The organism is Trichococcus collinsii (genome assembly GCF_900107505.1).
Lineage (GTDB): Bacteria > Bacillota > Bacilli > Lactobacillales > Aerococcaceae > Trichococcus > Trichococcus collinsii.
On sequence record NZ_FNQH01000007.1, the window covers coordinates 37,720 to 53,822 of the forward strand.

Annotated in this window: 13 protein-coding genes; 11 read left to right on the forward strand and 2 right to left on the reverse strand. The window is 50.3% G+C overall.

Features of this window, described 5'->3' with window-relative positions; translation table 11 throughout:
- The first annotated feature begins 13 nt into the window (after positions 1-13).
- Together gtfA and BLV66_RS12925 are read left to right on the forward strand one after the other, a co-directional pair.
- Positions 14-1,453 (forward strand): sucrose phosphorylase, encoded by a 1,440-nt coding sequence (gtfA, locus tag BLV66_RS12920; RefSeq protein ID WP_086986615.1) that lies wholly within the window; start codon positions 14-16, stop codon positions 1,451-1,453.
- A gap of 31 nt (positions 1,454-1,484) precedes the next feature.
- A complete protein-coding gene (locus tag BLV66_RS12925) occupies positions 1,485-3,686 on the forward strand; it encodes an alpha-galactosidase (RefSeq protein ID WP_425445311.1) in 2,202 nt (733 codons plus the stop codon).
- Between the two features lie 54 nt (positions 3,687-3,740).
- Here the strand turns inward: BLV66_RS12925 and BLV66_RS12930 are convergent, their stop codons facing one another.
- Positions 3,741-4,730, reverse strand: a complete 990-nt coding sequence (locus BLV66_RS12930; RefSeq protein ID WP_086986617.1) for a VOC family protein — start codon at positions 4,728-4,730, stop codon at positions 3,741-3,743.
- A 288-nt stretch (positions 4,731-5,018) separates the two neighbouring features.
- Between BLV66_RS12930 and BLV66_RS12935 the strand changes: the two genes are divergently transcribed.
- The gene (locus BLV66_RS12935) at positions 5,019-6,497 is read left to right on the forward strand and encodes an alpha-amylase (RefSeq protein WP_245826702.1); all 1,479 of its coding nucleotides are present in this window, start codon (positions 5,019-5,021) and stop codon (positions 6,495-6,497) included.
- Positions 6,498-6,620: 123 nt separating this feature from the next.
- Here the strand turns inward: BLV66_RS12935 and BLV66_RS12940 are convergent, their stop codons facing one another.
- Positions 6,621-7,730, reverse strand: coding sequence for an ABC transporter ATP-binding protein (locus BLV66_RS12940; protein ID WP_086986619.1), 1,110 nt, complete (start codon positions 7,728-7,730; stop codon positions 6,621-6,623).
- A gap of 347 nt (positions 7,731-8,077) precedes the next feature.
- On the opposite strand from BLV66_RS12940, the gene BLV66_RS12945 reads away from it, so the two are divergent.
- From BLV66_RS12945 to rlmB, 8 genes are all read left to right on the forward strand, one after another.
- Positions 8,078-8,623 carry a dCTP deaminase/dUTPase family protein gene (locus tag BLV66_RS12945; RefSeq protein WP_086986620.1) on the forward strand — a complete coding sequence of 182 codons (546 nt, stop codon included), beginning with the start codon at positions 8,078-8,080 and terminating at the stop codon, positions 8,621-8,623.
- A gap of 103 nt (positions 8,624-8,726) precedes the next feature.
- The gene (gene radA, locus BLV66_RS12950; protein WP_086986621.1) at positions 8,727-10,109 is read left to right on the forward strand and encodes a DNA repair protein RadA; all 1,383 of its coding nucleotides are present in this window, start codon (positions 8,727-8,729) and stop codon (positions 10,107-10,109) included.
- A 26-nt stretch (positions 10,110-10,135) separates the two neighbouring features.
- Entirely contained in the window at positions 10,136-11,230 is a 1,095-nt protein-coding gene (locus BLV66_RS12955; protein WP_086986957.1) for a PIN/TRAM domain-containing protein, read from the forward strand.
- Between the two features lie 48 nt (positions 11,231-11,278).
- The gene (gene gltX, locus BLV66_RS12960; RefSeq protein ID WP_086986622.1) at positions 11,279-12,748 is read left to right on the forward strand and encodes a glutamate--tRNA ligase; all 1,470 of its coding nucleotides are present in this window, start codon (positions 11,279-11,281) and stop codon (positions 12,746-12,748) included.
- A gap of 77 nt (positions 12,749-12,825) precedes the next feature.
- Positions 12,826-13,365: a serine O-acetyltransferase EpsC gene (epsC, locus tag BLV66_RS12965; RefSeq protein WP_086986623.1), complete on the forward strand. Its 540-nt coding sequence runs from the start codon at positions 12,826-12,828 to the stop codon at positions 13,363-13,365.
- 55 nt (positions 13,366-13,420) lie between these two features.
- On the forward strand, positions 13,421-14,833 hold the full coding sequence (gene cysS, locus BLV66_RS12970; protein ID WP_086986624.1) for a cysteine--tRNA ligase: 1,413 nt from the start codon (positions 13,421-13,423) through the stop codon (positions 14,831-14,833).
- Positions 14,818-15,243, forward strand: coding sequence for a Mini-ribonuclease 3 (locus tag BLV66_RS12975; RefSeq protein ID WP_086986625.1), 426 nt, complete (start codon positions 14,818-14,820; stop codon positions 15,241-15,243). Before cysS ends, BLV66_RS12975 begins: the two co-directional genes overlap by 16 nt.
- 115 nt (positions 15,244-15,358) lie before the next feature.
- Positions 15,359-16,075, forward strand: coding sequence for a 23S rRNA (guanosine(2251)-2'-O)-methyltransferase RlmB (gene rlmB / locus BLV66_RS12980; RefSeq protein ID WP_245826720.1), 717 nt, complete (start codon positions 15,359-15,361; stop codon positions 16,073-16,075).
- Positions 16,076-16,103: the final 28 nt, after the last annotated feature.

Here is a 16,103-nt window from a genome sequence, read left to right on the forward strand (position 1 = left end):
GAGGTAACTGATAATGAAGATAAAAAATGAAGCGATGCTAATCACCTATCCGGACAGTCTGGGCAATAACCTGAAGGATCTGGAATACGTGCTGGACACCCATCTTAAAGGGGTTGTCGGCGGCGTGCATATCCTGCCGTTCTTCCCGTCATCCGGCGACCGCGGCTTTTCACCTATGGACTACACGAAAGTGGATGAACGATTCGGCGACTGGGATGACATCAAACGCATCAGCGAAAAATACTACATGATGTATGAGTTCATGCTCAACCACATTTCCGCGCAATCGCCCTACTATTTGGACTTTCTTGAGAAAAAAGAGGCGTCTCCTTACAAGGACTACTTCATCCGCTACAACGACTATTGGCCGGAGAACCGGCCGACCGATGCGGACATCGACCTTATTTATAAACGCAAACCCAAAGCACCTTACGTGGATGCTCATTTCAAGGATGGCACGACGGAGAAAGTCTGGTGCACGTTCTCGGAAGAACAGATCGATTTGAACGTGAAGACCGAAGCAACGCGCCAGTTCATCAAGGATACCTTGAGTTTCCTGGCGGACAAAGGGGCTTCGATCATCCGCTTGGACGCTTTCGCTTACGCCATCAAGGAATTAGATACGAACTGCTTCTTCGTGGAACCGGAAATCTGGGAAATGCTGGAATACGCAGTGGAAATCCTGAAGCCCTATGATGTGACGGTCCTTCCCGAAATCCATGAGCACTACACAATCCAGCAAAAAATCGCGGAAAAAGGCTTTCCGGTCTATGATTTTGCTCTGCCGATGCTGGTGCTGCACGCCCTTTATAGCGGCAAAGCGGAGAAGCTCTTGCACTGGTTGGATATCTGTCCGCGCGACCAATTCACGACCTTGGATACGCATGATGGCATCGGTGTCGTCGATGTGAAGGATCTGCTTACCCAAGCAGAAGTAGACTTCGCGGTCGAAGCCCTTTACGAAAAAGGCGCTAACCTAAAACGAATTTACAGCTCGGAAGCCTATAACAACCTAGACATCTATCAAATCAACTGCACCTACTATTCGGCTTTGGGAAACAACGATGCCGCCTATCTGTTGGCGCGGGCGATTCAATGCTTCACACCGGGAATTCCCCAGATCTATTACGTAGGCTTGCTTGCCGGCGAAAACGATCTGGAGCTGCTCGAGAACAGCAAGGAAGGCCGCAACATCAACCGGCACTACTATAGCTTGGACGAAATTGGGCAAGAAATCGAGCGTCCGGTCGTAAAAAATCTGTTCCGCTTGCTGGCTTTCCGCAATACGGCTAAAGCTTTTGATGGAGATTTGGAGATAACCAAAATCGACGACGGTGCATTCACTTTGACTTGGTCCACTGCCGAAGAGGCGGCCAGCCTGACGGTTGACTTGCCAACAAACAAATTCTCCATCCTTCACCGGACTGGAGCAGGAGAAAAACAAATATTTTAGCCAAAATGAATAAAGCCAAGGAGTAATGACTGTGACAATAACATTTGATGAAACAAAAAAATATTTTCATTTACAGAACGAATCAGTGAGTTATGTGATTGCATTAGAAGCAGAGAAATATGTGTCCCATCAGTATTGGGGAAAACGGATCAACAGCTTTTCGCAAGTGGCTGATTACCCACGCCAAGACAATGCTTTTGCGCCCAATCCATTCGAGGTGCCTGGCCGTGAGTTTTCGCTGGCGACCTTGCCGCAGGAATTTCCGGGCAACGGCAGCGGCGATTTCCGCGAATCGGCATTCGAATGCCTGTATCCCGATCAAACAACCGTCAGCCTGTTGACCTATAAGAGCTATGAAATAGTGGCGGGCAAACAGGCGCTGCAAGGCTTGCCGCAGACTTACGAAACAAAGGAAGAACCGGCGGAAACATTGCTGCTTACCTTAGAAGATAGCGTCACAAAAGTAGAGGTCGTTTTGAGCTATACGTTGTTCAACGACTATCCAGTACTGACACGCTCGGCCAGTTTCCGCAACAACGGAAGTGGAGAGATCCATCTGAACAAAGCTTTAAGCATGTCCATCGATTTCCCGGATGACGCTTTCGATATGATTCAGTTGCCGGGTGCCTGGGGAAGGGAACGCCAAGTCGTGCGTACGCCGCTCGTTCGCGGCATCCATACCCTCGACAGCAAGCGTGGAACCACAAGCCACGCCTATCAGCCGTTCGTGGCTTTGGCCGAGAAAACGGCGACGGAAGACCAAGGTGCAGTCTATGGTTTCCATTTCGTCTACAGTGGCGAATTCCGGGCCAATATCGAAGTCGATACCTACTCGCAGACGCGCGTGCAGATGGGAATCAATCCGGTCCACTTCCAATGGCGTTTGCCTGTCGGAGAAATGTTCCAGACGCCGGAAGTCGTGCTGGCTTACAGCGAAAATGGCCTGAACGGTTTGTCCCAGACGCTGCATCCTTTCTACCAGAAGCATCTCGTGCGGGGTGAGCATCAATTTGCGGAGCGCCCGGTCCTGATCAATAACTGGGAAGGCACTTACTTTGATTTCACAGCCGAAAAGATTGAGGCGATGGCCGATGAAGCGTCCGCTTTGGGGATCGAACTATTCGTGCTGGACGATGGTTGGTTCGGCAAACGTGACGATGATTACTCTTCGTTGGGTGATTGGCATGTCCACACCGCGAAATTGCCGTCCGGCTTGAAGCAGCTTGCGGAGAACATCAAGGCGAAAGGTATGCTGTTCGGGCTTTGGTTCGAACCGGAAATGATTTCCGAAGACAGCGAACTTTTCCGCGCCCATCCGGATTGGTGCATCCATACGCCGGGCCGGGAAAAATCGCTCAGCCGCAGCCAGTATGTGATTGACTTCAGCCGCAAAGAAGTACGGGACAACATCCTAGCGCAGATGATGGCGATCCTGGATGAAGTACCGATCGACTACATCAAATGGGACTATAACCGCAACATGACCGAAATCGGTACGGCGGCTCCAGGCGCATTGCCGGGGGAAGTGCTGCACAAGTACATGCTGGGTCTTTATGAAGTGATGGAGGCGCTGGTGACGAAATATCCGCACATTCTCTTCGAAAGCTGCTCAGGCGGTGGCGGACGCTTCGACCCGGGTATCCTTTACTATATGCCGCAGACTTGGACCAGTGACAACACCGATGCGGTGGCCCGTCTGGAAATCCAATACGGCACCAGCCTTGTCATGCCGATTTCGAGTATGGGTTCGCACGTCTCAGCTATCCCGAATCATCAGACGCATCGGATGGCTTCGATGAAGATGCGCGGGGATGTGGCGATGGCCGGCAATCTGGGCTACGAACTGGACGTTACTACGCTTTCCGAAGCGGAGAAACAGGAAATGAAGGAACAGATCAGCTTCTACAAGGAACACCGCGGACTCGTCCAATACGGCGTCTTCCACCGCATCCTCAGTCCTTTCGAAACGCAGAACGAGGCGGCCTGGATCTTTGTCAGCCCCGATAAGGAAGAGGCGCTCTATTTCTACTACCGGGTTCTCGACCGGGCCAACCTGAAGAAGAAAAAAGTGCTATTCAAAGGCTTGGACACTGCTAAATTCTACACAGTCAGCGGGTATGAAGGAGTAATCGGCGGAGATGAGCTGATGAACCGAGGTCTCTACCTGAAGGATGCTTTGCACGGTGATTACCAAAGTGTCTGTTTGGTACTGAAGGAAAAACAAGCGGTTTAAAATGCAAAAAAAGCAGAAGGCTGTCTCGAAAATGAGATAGCCTCTGCTTTTTTGTTAGTCCAAATATTCTTTTTCAAAAGTCTTCGTACTGCGTACGGTGTCGAATTGGCGAACCAATCCTTCGATCTCTTCGCGGGAATCCCGGAATTTAGGCGGTAGGGCTAAGCGTTCGCCCAATGTCTCGTAAGGCTCTTCATCATCGATGAACCCCGGACCTTCCGTCGCAAATTCGAAGAGGATGCCCTGCGCGATATTGGCGTAGAGCGATTCGAAGTAGAAGCGGTCGACATAGCCGGAGATTGGGAATCGGTAAGCTCCCATATGTTCAATCCATTCTTCCAAATCTTTGCGGTCCTTCACGCGGAAAGCCATATGGTGGACGCTGCCGAAGCCTTGCTTGGATTGTCCCATTGAAGCGTTGTGCTCCACAATCATGCGGCCGCCGTTTCCGCCTTCGCCCACTTCGAAAAGATGGATATCGCCATCGGAAGCGGCGTGGCGGAAGCCCAAGACAGACTCCACTACTTGCTTGTAGAAATTGAAATCAGCAATGCGGACGAAAATAGGTCCCAAGCCGCGGATGCCGTATTCATTTGGAACAGGGCCTTTTTGCCACGGGATTCCGGGAGCGACGCCGGTGTCCGACTCATCGGAAACCAACTGATAAAGCTGCTCGTCAAAATCCTGGAAGTCAAGCACTCGGCGGCCGAACTGCTCATAAATACCGGAATGCGTAACGTTATATTTGTCGAAACGTTTGACCCAGTAGGCCAGGGCTTCATCGGAAGGAACGCGCAGGCCGGTCTTGAAGATTTCGTTGGTCCCCCTGACGGCTTTCGGGATGCCCGGGAAATCGAAGAAAGTCATATCCGTTCCGGCACTACCGCGGTCATCGGCGAAGAAAAGGTGATAAGTCTGGATGTCATCCTGATTGACGGTTTTTTTGACCAAGCGCATGCCCAAGATGTTCGTGAAGAAGGCATAATTCTTTTCGGCGCTACTTGTGATGGCGGTGACGTGGTGGATTCCTCTTAGTGTGTTCATGGAGCGGTTCCTCATTTCGTTGTGTATTCTGTTTCGTATATTCCTAATTCGAGATATATAATCAAAAAAAGAAATCAGCGATCAGCTAACTTAATTTCAGTATACCGGCGCCCGACGTAAGACGCAAGCATTTTGCCCCACGAATAAGAAAGCGGCGCTCGGAAGGCATCCCAAAAGGCAAATGAAAGAGAAGGGTGTATAATGAGAAGAGCAAAAAGCATTTTGTAGACTACAACAAATCTAGAATGAACGAAAGGCAGTGATCGAATGGCAGGAAATGGATTGATAATGCAATATTTTGAATGGTATTTGGATGATGATGGTCAATTATGGAATCGCCTGAAGGAGGATGCAAAACATCTAAAGGAACTGGGCATTACGGCTGTCTGGACACCTCCGGCCTACAAAGCGACAGGGACGAACGATACTGGCTACGGCGTCTATGATCTCTATGATTTAGGTGAATTCGACCAAAAAGGGGCCGTCCGCACAAAATACGGAACCAAGGAAGAGTACTTGGCTGCAATCGAAGCCTTGCATGCGGAAGGAATCGCCGTCTATGCCGACGTCGTCCTGAACCATAAAGCAGGCGCTGATGAGACGGAACGCTTCCTTGCTTATGAAGTGGATCCCGACAACCGTCAGGAAAAGGAGACAAAATCATACGAAATCGAAGGATGGACAAAATTCACGTTCCCGGGTCGCGGTGATAAATATTCCGACTTCAAATGGTCATGGGAGCATTTCACCGGAACGGACTTTAATAATGAGAATGGCAAAGAAGCCATCTACATGATCAAAGGCTTCGAAAAAGGTTGGACGGAAAACGAGAGTGTCGACAGCGAATACGGTAATTATGATTATTTGATGTATGCTGATATCGACTACGGCCATCCCGCAGTCGTCGAAGAAGTCAAAAAGTGGGCGGACTGGTACATCAAGGAAACCGGCGTCGACGGCTTCCGCTTGGATGCCATCAAACACATCAATGACCATTTCGTGCAAGAGTTTATTGAGACGGTCCGCGCGCAGCATGGCGATGATTTTTATGTGGTCGGCGAATATTGGAAGTACCGTTATGGGACAATCAAGAACTACTTGGAAGCGACCGACTTCTCTTTGGATCTGTTCGATGTTCCCTTGCACCAGAATTTCCACGTCGCATCCCAGCAAGGCAAGGATTATGATTTGCGTGAATTGTTCAAGGAAACGTTGGTCGCCAAAAATCCGACCCATGCAGTCACGTTTGTCGACAACCATGACTCACAGCCCAATCAAGCCTTGCAGTCCTTTGTAGAGCCCTGGTTCAAACCGTTGGCTTATGGCGTGACGCTCTTGCGCGAACAAGGCTTCCCGTGCTTGTTCTACGGCGATTACTACGGCATCAAAGGTGCGAATCCGGTCGAAGGTCAGCAACCATTCCTGGATAAACTGCTTTATCTGCGCGCAAACCATGCTTACGGCGAACAACGCGACTACTTCGACCATAGCAATTGCGTCGGCTGGACCCGTCTAGGCAATGAGGAGCATCCGTACGGTTTGGCGGCAGTCATTTCCAACAGTGAAGAAGGATTCAAGGACATGTATGTAGGCGAAAAATATGCCGGACAGACTTTCGCGGACTACACGGGCAACCGCGAAGATAGAGTCGAAATCGCGGAGGATGGCAATGGGCGCTTCCCTGTCAAAGCAGGTTCGATTTCAGTCTGGGTGAAGGATGGCATCTCTCCGGAGGAAGCCTTCGACGACACTGCGGTGGAAGGGTAAATTTAAAAAAACAGCAACAACTCCATAAGAAAAAGGCGAGCCGTCATCGGCTCGCCTTTTTCTATGGGGGAGGGTAGGTTAGAACTGGTAAGCGTAATTAAGGTGATGCTGGCCATCCTCTGGTTAAGGGATGGTGATCACATCTTGGGATTGCTTGTCGAAGAAGTGGGACTTGTTCATGTTGAAGGCCAAATCAATGACTTCACCTGGCGAATGGAAATCGCGCGCGTCCACACGGGAAATGAATTCTGTTGCGCCGACTTTACTGTAAAGCATGGTTTCAGCACCTAATAATTCGGATACGACCACTTCCGCTTTGACAGCCCACGTCGGGTTGGTATCAAGAACGATCTGCTCACTTTGGATATCTTCCGGACGGATGCCGAAAGTCAATTCTTTGCCGTTGTAGCCTTTGTCTTCCAATACTCTGCGTTTTCCGGCCGGTAAAGTTAATTTAAGCCCTTCGCCGTTTGTGATGACACCATCCTGCAGCGTTACGTTGAAGAAATTCATGGCAGGTGATCCGATGAATCCAGCTACGAAAACGTTAACTGGTGTATCGTAAACTTCTTTCGGGCTGCCGATCTGTTGCACAAAGCCATCCTTCATGATGACGATACGATCCGCCATGGTCATCGCTTCGGTTTGGTCGTGGGTTACGTAGATAGTTGTCGTATTCAGGCGACGGTGCAATTTTGCGATTTCAGCACGCATGGCCACACGCAATTTTGCATCCAAGTTTGATAACGGCTCATCCATCAGGAAGACTTTTGCATCACGCACGATTGCACGACCTAAGGCAACACGCTGTCTTTGGCCACCGGATAAAGCTGCCGGTTTGCGGTCCAAGTATTCCGTCAAACCTAGGATGTCCGCTGCATTATCAACACGTTTTTTGATTTCCTCTTTGCTGTACTTTCTCAGTTTCAGACCGAAAGCCATATTGTCGAATACAGTCATATGCGGGTATAGTGCATAGTTCTGGAACACCATCGCGATGTCGCGGTCTTTCGGTGCCACATCGTTCATGACGGTATCGCCGATGATCAATTCGCCTTCCGAAATATCTTCCAGTCCGGCGATCATACGAAGCGTCGTTGACTTTCCGCAACCGGAAGGACCAACAAAGACGATGAATTCACGATCTTGGATGTGCAAGTTGAAGTCTGTCACGGAATAATTTGGGGAATTATCATATTTTTTATGGATGCTGTTCAATTGGATCTCTACCATGTATTTGTACCTACCTTTTGATTTTTTTTGGCTTTCTTTTATGTCCTTATCTTATTTGAAAGCGGATTCCATGACCACGGGAAACTGCCCAAAAAAAGCGACGGTTTTTTGTGCACTATGCCGAAGGCGCTTTCTTGATGCGAAAAGCTTTTAGAAAAATGTTAGGAATTGTTCAAGGAAAAGTCTCAATTCATTGCTATAGTGTATATAGCATTCGCCCCGATGGCGGTAGGAAAAGGCAAGCACACAACTAAACCGTGAAAAACAGCGGTTGTTTTGGTAAAATGGTTCTTTGATGCAGGAGAGATCGATGCAGCGATACTAGAGAGAAAAGGGAGTTTTGATCCATGAATAAAAGAGGGTTTGAAGTCATCAGCAGTTATGCCGATAAAAACATCCAATTACCCAAGCGTGCAACAAAACACGCAGCGGGATACGATTTTGAAGCAGCCGAAGAAATCGTGTTGCCGGCGATCTGGAAGACGGTCGTGCAGAGCGCAGGGTCGCATCTTACGGAAATCTTCAGCAGCGATAAAGATGAGGCGCTCGAAAAGAAAGAACAGCTTTTGCGTCCGCTTTTGGTGCCTACCGGGATCAAAGCCTTCATGCAGGAAGACGAGTACTTACAATTGACGAACCGTTCCAGTAACCCACTGAAAAATTTCATCGTGCTACCAAACGGTGTGGGCATTGTCGATGCGGATTATTACAATAACGAGGGCAACGAAGGGCATATCTACTTCCAGTTCCTGAATTTCGGCTTGCGCGACAAAGTCATCCGTAAGGGCGACCGCATCGGCCAGGGCATCTTCCTCCAGTTCCTGAAAGCCGACCAGGATGAAGCAGAAGGATCGGAACGCACAGGCGGTTTCGGCTCGTCAGGACAGGCCTAAAAAGAAAAGTCAAATCGGCGGGTATTTGCGGATTGTTATACGTAGAGTAGGCTTTTTGTGATAAAATAAGATAAGTTGGTTCATACTTGAAGGAGAGATTCATTTGGCAAAAAAAAATGCAGTGAAATACGTTTGTCAGGCTTGCGGATACGAGTCGCCAAAATGGCTGGGACGCTGCCCGAACTGCGACACTTGGAACCAAATGGAGGAAGAACGGGAAGCGACGAAAGCAGTGAAGCAACAGCAACGTTCCAATTTCAGCGGGAACGTACCTGAAGCGATTGCCATCCAGGACATCAAGACAGAGAATCTGCCGCGCGTCAAGACGCAGATGGAAGAAGTCAACCACGTGCTGGGCGGAGGCATCGTGCCCGGTTCGCTGATTCTGATTGGCGGCGATCCCGGCATCGGCAAGTCTACTTTGCTACTGCAGGTTTCGGCGCAGATCAATCAAGGCGGTCACCGCGTTCTTTACATCTCCGGAGAGGAAAGCGCTAGTCAGATCAAATTGCGGGCGGAACGGCTAGGGGTCAAGGGCACCGACTTCTACATCTACCCGGAAACGGATGTCGACGCGATCCGCAGCACGATCGAGCGGATCAAGCCGGAATTCGTCATCGTAGACTCGATCCAGACGATGATCCATCCAGACATCACGAGCACGGCCGGCAGCGTAACGCAAGTGCGCGAATGCACCGCCGAATTTATGCGGATTGCGAAGAGCAACGACATCGCGATTTTCCTCGTCGGACACGTGACGAAGGAAGGCGCCATCGCCGGACCGCGGATGCTGGAGCATATGGTGGATACGGTGCTGTATTTTGAAGGCGACCGTCATCATGCTTTCCGGATCCTGCGCGCCGTCAAAAACCGTTTCGGATCGACCGACGAAATCGGCGTCTTCGAGATGATCGAAGGCGGTCTGCGCGAGGTGAGGAACCCTTCCGAACTGTTCCTGGAAGAGCGGCTCGCCGGAGCATCCGGATCTGCAGTCGTTGCCTCACTCGAGGGAACGCGCCCGATTCTGGCGGAAATCCAGTGTCTGATCACCCCGACAGTCTTCGGGAATGCCCGCCGGACTGCGAGCGGCTTGGATTACAACCGGGTTTCCTTGATCATGGCCGTGCTGGAAAAACGGGCGGGCTTGCTGCTGCAGAACCAGGATGCCTACTTCAAATCGACAGGCGGCGTGAAGCTGGATGAGCCGGCCATTGACTTGGCTGTGGCGGTCAGCATCGCTTCAAGTTACTGGGACAGCGAGACTTCCGCGACCGAGTGCTTTATCGGAGAAATCGGCCTGACGGGGGAAATTCGCCGGGTGAGCCGGATCGAGCAACGCGTTAATGAAGCCCAAAAACTGGGTTTTACAAAAGTCTACCTTCCGAAGAATAATATGTCCGGCTGGAAGCATCCAGACGGGATTCAGATTATTCCAGTCGCGACGCTTCAAGAAACGCTGCGCAAAGTATTTCCGAATAAAAATTGATGACAGAAGGAAAGAGAGGGAAGCCTTTGAAACGGAAAATCATTACGGCCGTCTTCCTGATGGTGGGCGGCAGCGCTGGTATTACGGCACTGCCTTACCTGTGGGAAGTAGCGGGCATACAAAATAATCTTTTCAATAATGTTTTTGTTAATTTTGGGGTTGGAGCACTTATATTTTATTTGTTGTCATTTTTATTGATGAAATTGATCTTGGACATCATGCAAAAAATAGAAAATTATTTCAGCACCTTATCGGTGAGCTACATGCTGTTCGGTTCGATCGGAACAATCATCGGGCTGGTGTTGGCTTGGTTGATGGGCATCCCGTTGACATCACTGAGGATTCCGGTCATCAACGATGTGTTGCCGGCTATCCTGTCCTTGATTCTGGCCTATCTGGGCTTCCGCGTGGGGACGACCCGAATCGAAGAATTCCGTAAATTGTTCGCAGCGAAACCGAAAAAGCAGGAAGAAACACAGATGCTTGACCGCAAAGCGGATGATACTTTCCGCAAATATAAGATTTTGGATACGAGCGTCATCATCGACGGGCGCATCTACGACATCGCCAAAACCGGTTTTCTGGAAGGCGTCATCGTCATCCCGAACTTCGTGTTGCGCGAACTGCAGTATATCGCGGATTCCTCCGACAGCCTGAAACGTGTCAGGGGCAGACGGGGATTGGATATCCTGAACAAACTCCAAAAAGAAGAGGATATCGTCGTAGAAAGCTACGACGGTGAATTCGAAGAGATTCCTGAAGTCGACAGCAAGCTGATCCGTTTGGCAAAACTGATCGACGGTATTGTCATCACGAACGACTATAACTTGAACAAAGTCTGCGAGTTCCAGAATGTGCCGGTATTGAACATCAATGCCTTGGCTAATGCCGTGAAGCCGGTTGTAATACCCGGTGAATATATGGTCGTCACCGTCATCAAAGTCGGGACGGAACGCAATCAAGGGGTGGCCTATCTGGATGACGGTACAATGATCGTCGTCGAAGAGGGACAGCATTACATGAACGAGACAATCGAAGTCGTCGTCACGAGCGCCTTGCAGACAGCGGCCGGCCGCATGATCTTCGCGAAGCCTGCGCATTCACAAAAAGGCATCAAATAGAAAATCCAGAACGACATAACCAGTTCCACAGAAAAGGGGATACTTCATATGACAAAGAAAATCCGCGTACGTTATGCACCAAGCCCAACCGGTAACCTGCATATCGGAAACGCCCGTACGGCATTGTTCAACTATCTGTTCGCCCGCCATAACGACGGCGAATTCATCATCCGCACCGAAGATACGGACCAAAAACGTAACCTTGAACACGGCGAAGAAAGCCAACTGCAAAACTTGGCATGGTTAGGGATGGACTGGGATGAAGGTCCGGACAAACCGGGCAAATTCGGACCGTACCGTCAATCCGAAAGACAGCATATCTACGATCCATTGGTCGATCAACTGCTTCTTTCCAACCGCGCCTACAAGTGCTACTGCAACGAGGAAGAATTGGAAACGGAACGCGAACAGCAAAGAGCACGTGGGGAAATGCCTCATTACGGCGGCAAATGCGCAAACTTGACGCCTTCCCAACAAGCTGAAAAAGAAGCACAAGGAATCACGCCGGTCATCCGATTCCGTGTGCCAATCGAAAATACCTACACTTTTGACGACATCGTTAAAGGACCGATTACATTCGAAGCCAGCAGCGTCGGCGGAGACTACATCATCCGAAAACGTGACGGTTTCCCGACCTATAATTTTGCGGTTGCCGTGGACGACCACATGATGGCGATCACCCATATTCTGCGTGGGGATGACCACATCGCCAATACACCGAAACAAATGATGATCTATGAAGCTTTCGATTGGAAAATACCTACTTTCGGACACATGACGTTGATCATCAACAGCGAAACCGGCAAAAAATTGAGCAAACGCGATGAAACGATCCTGCAGTTCATCGAACAATATAAAGACATGGGCTACCTACCAGAAGCGATGTTCAACTTCATCACGCTGTTGGGCTGGTCACCGGTCGGAGAAGACGAAATCTTCTCGAAAGACGATCTGATCAAGATGTTCGATCCGGAACGCCTGAGCAAATCGCCTGCCGCATTCGACCAAAAGAAACTGGAATGGATCAATAACCAATACATGAAGAGCGCCGACTTGGATACAGTCGTGGCTTTAGCCGCGCCTCACTTGGTAGCTGCTGGGAAATTACCGGAAAATCCTACTGAAGCGGACAGCGAATACGCGAAAAAGCTGATCAGTCTGTACCACGAGCAAATGAGCTATGCAGCTGAGATCGTTACCCTATCGGAAATGTTCTTCACTGATGAACTTAATTTGGACGCTGAAGCGCAAGAAATACTGGCTGCGGAAACAGCGCCGACCGTGCTTGCAGCATTCAAAGAACAATTGGTTGCCATTGAGCCGTTCGAAGAAGCTGAAATCCTGAGTGCCATTAAAGCAGTCCAAAAAGAAACGAAGATCAAAGGTAAGAACCTTTACATGGCCATCCGTGTCGCCGTCAGCGGCCAAATGCACGGGCCTGAAATCGGCAAGACCATCGAAGTGTTGGGCAGAGAGAAGAGCTTAGCTCACCTGAACAGCGTATTGGATAAAATGTAGGACCGACAAAAAAGTCTAGCAAAAATGAGCTTATTCTATATAATAGATGGATAATCCAAAAAGGGGCCTGGAATGACTTGAATAGATTACGCGAAACGATTCAAACCATAAAAGATCATGACCCGGCTGCAAGGAGTACGTTGGAAGTCGTTCTGACGTACCCTGGATTACATGCCATCCTTATATATGATATCGCTCATTTTTTTTATAAGCGAAAATGGTATACCTTCAGTCGGGTGATTTCGCATCTGGGGCGTTTCTTAACCGGGATCGAAATCCATCCCGGAGCGACGATCGGCCGGCGTCTGTTTATCGACCATGGCATGGGGATCGTCATCGGGGAGACAGCCGAAGTCGGCGATGATGTCATGATTTACCATGGCGTGACGTTGGGCGGCACCGGGAAAGACACCGGCAAGCGCCATCCCACCATCGGCAATAACGTGCTGTTATCAGCCCATGTGCAAGTATTGGGGCCGATCAAAATCGGCGAAAATGCCAAAATTGGGGCATCAGCGGTCGTCGTCAGCGAAATTCCGCCTGATGTCACAGCAGTCGGCATACCGGCAAAAATCGTCCGTTACCACAAGCATAATGAAGACAAAACAATCGAATGATTAGCAAACGAAAAAGGGCGTCAGCCCTTTTTTCGAAGCTGGAAAGGAGTGCGCAATGTTAAAAATCTATAATACCCTGACGCGCGAAAAAGAAGAGTTCCAACCGATCCAAAAGAATAAGGTGGGCATGTACGTCTGTGGTCCGACCGTCTACAATTATATCCACATCGGCAACGCGCGCAGCACCGTTGCCTTCGATACCGTCCGCCGCTACTTGGAATACCGCGGTTATGAAGTGAATTTCGTTTCCAACTTCACCGATGTGGATGACAAAATTATCCGTGCGGCAAAAGAGCTGGGCATTTCCGCGAAAGAAGTCGCCGAAAAGTTCATCGCGGCCTTCTATGAAGATACTGCGGCGCTGCATGTCGAAAAAGCGACGCTGAATCCGCGCGTAATGGAAAACATCCCTGACATCATCGCCTTCATCGGCGAACTGATAGAAAAAGGCTACGCCTATGCGGCTGACGGAGACGTCTATTACCGCACCGGCAAGTTCAAGGACTACGGCAAACTGAGCGATCAATCGATCAAGGATCTGATCGTCGGCGCCAGCGAACGCTTGGACGCGGAAGAGAACGTGAAGAAAGAAGATCAGCTCGATTTCGCGCTTTGGAAAGAAGCGAAGCCGGATGAAGTTTCCTGGGAATCACCGTGGGGACCGGGACGCCCGGGCTGGCACATCGAATGCTCCGTGATGGCGACCAAATATTTGGGCGACACTATCGATATCCACGGCGGTGGCCATGACTTGACGTTCCCGCATCACGAGAACGAAATCGCGCAGAGCGAAGCCAAAACCGGCAAAACTTTCGCGAACTACTGGATGCACAACGGCTTCGTCACAATCGGTGAAGACGCTGAAAAAATGAGCAAGTCGCTCGGAAACTTCGTGACGGTGCATGATATCCTGAAAGAAGTCGATCCGCAAGTCTTGCGTTTCTTCCTCGGAACAGCGCATTACCGCCGTCCCGTCAAGTACAGCGACAAAGCCATCGAAGAAGCCAAAATCAACCTGGATAAGGTCAAGATTGCCTATCAGAACGCCCACTACCGCCTGCAGGATGCCGTTTCAGCACTGCCGGACGATGCGGGAAAACTGGCTTTGTTCCAGAATCTTCAGGAGCAGTTCGTCACCGAAATGGACGACGATTTCCAGGCAGACAACGCCATGTCGGTTGTTTACCAATTCGCCAAGGAATTGAACATCTACTCAGAAGGCGAAGCCGTTTCCGAAGCGGTCATCACCAAAGCACTTGCCTTGTACAAAGCGATGGTCGGCGTCTTCGGCGTCGTGCTGGAGGAAGAGGCTTTGTTGGATGATGACATCCAAACACTGATCGATGAACGGACGCAAGCCCGAACAGACAAAAATTTCGCCCGCAGTGATGAAATCCGTGATTACCTGAAGGATCAGGGAATCATCCTGGATGACACTTCGCAGGGTACCAGATGGAGAAGAGTATAGTGACAGAACACAATTGGAGCTTATTGAATGGTCTTGCCTTGGCGTATGTCGGCGATGCCGCTTATGAGACTTATATCAGAACACATTTATTAGAAAAAGGGCACACCAAACCCAACCAGCTCCACCGTCGGGCGACTTTTTTCGTTTCCGCTAAAGCCCAAGCGAAGCTGATGCACGCGATGCTTGCCAAAGAGGGCTTCCTGAGTGTGGAAGAAATGGACATGTATCGTCGCGGTCGCAACAGCAAGAGCCATACGATCGCCAAAAATGCGGACGTAACAACCTACCGCATCGCGACCGGTTTCGAGTCGTTGATGGGCTATCTGCATCTTTCCGGACAAGAGGCGCGACTGGAAGAGTTGATCCGTTGGTGTATCCAAGAAGTCGAGGAAAATAATTATGAAAAATAAACCGAACCGCGCGTTCAAAGATAGCCGCACTGCCCCGAAAAAAGGCAGGCCGGAACCAAAACCAAAGCGACGCGATGACGCAGAAAAAGAAATACCCGAAAACGAAGACTTCGTGATGGGACGCCACCCGGTACTGGAATTGCTGCGCTCCGACCGCGACGTCAACAAACTGTTCATCCAGGATGGACTGGGCGGAGAAAAATTGGGCGACATCATTCAGCTGGCGAAGGACCGCAAGATCCAGATACAAGCGGTGCCGAAGTCCAAACTGGACACGTTGTCCGATAATGCCGTCCATCAAGGCGTCATCGCCGCTACGGCCGCTTTTCAGTATGCCGTGCTCGATGACCTGTTCGAAGCGGCTGCCGCCAAGAACGAAGATCCGTTCTTCATCATCCTCGATGGTGTCGAAGATCCGCATAACCTAGGTTCCGTGCTGCGTACCGCGGATGCCTGCGGTGCCCACGGAGTAATCATTCCGAAGCGCCGCGCAGTTGGCTTGACGGCGACAGTCGCCAAAGCATCGACAGGCGCCATCGAACATGTGCCGGTCGTGCGTGTCACGAATCTGCACCGCACCGTCGAAGAACTGAAAGAACGCGGTGTCTGGATCTATGCCACCGACATGTCCGGGCAGGATTACCGTCAGTGGGACACAACCTTGCCGTTAGCCATGATCATCGGCAACGAAGGCAAAGGCATTTCCCGCCTGTTGAAGGAATCCGCTGATGGCCTGTTGACCATCCCGATGGTCGGCCATGTCCAAAGTCTGAACGCCGGTGTTGCAGCCGGACTGATGATGTACGAAGTTTTCCGCAAACGCCACGTTTGATCCGCAGCGTCTGCGTACCAGAAGAAGC

Coding starts and splice junctions, on each gene's coding strand:
- BLV66_RS12945 (WP_086986620.1), top strand. CDS start 8,078: ATGAATAAAAGAGGGTTTGAAGTCATCAGCAGTTATGCCGATAAAAAC.
- rlmB (WP_245826720.1), top strand. CDS start 15,359: ATGGGACGCCACCCGGTACTGGAATTGCTGCGCTCCGACCGCGACGTC.
- BLV66_RS12975 (WP_086986625.1), top strand. CDS start 14,818: ATGGAGAAGAGTATAGTGACAGAACACAATTGGAGCTTATTGAATGGT.
- cysS (WP_086986624.1), top strand. CDS start 13,421: ATGTTAAAAATCTATAATACCCTGACGCGCGAAAAAGAAGAGTTCCAA.
- BLV66_RS12935 (WP_245826702.1), top strand. CDS start 5,019: ATGCAATATTTTGAATGGTATTTGGATGATGATGGTCAATTATGGAAT.
- gltX (WP_086986622.1), top strand. CDS start 11,279: ATGACAAAGAAAATCCGCGTACGTTATGCACCAAGCCCAACCGGTAAC.
- BLV66_RS12940 (WP_086986619.1), bottom strand. CDS start 7,730: ATGGTAGAGATCCAATTGAACAGCATCCATAAAAAATATGATAATTCC.
- BLV66_RS12930 (WP_086986617.1), bottom strand. CDS start 4,730: ATGAACACACTAAGAGGAATCCACCACGTCACCGCCATCACAAGTAGC.
- gtfA (WP_086986615.1), top strand. CDS start 14: ATGAAGATAAAAAATGAAGCGATGCTAATCACCTATCCGGACAGTCTG.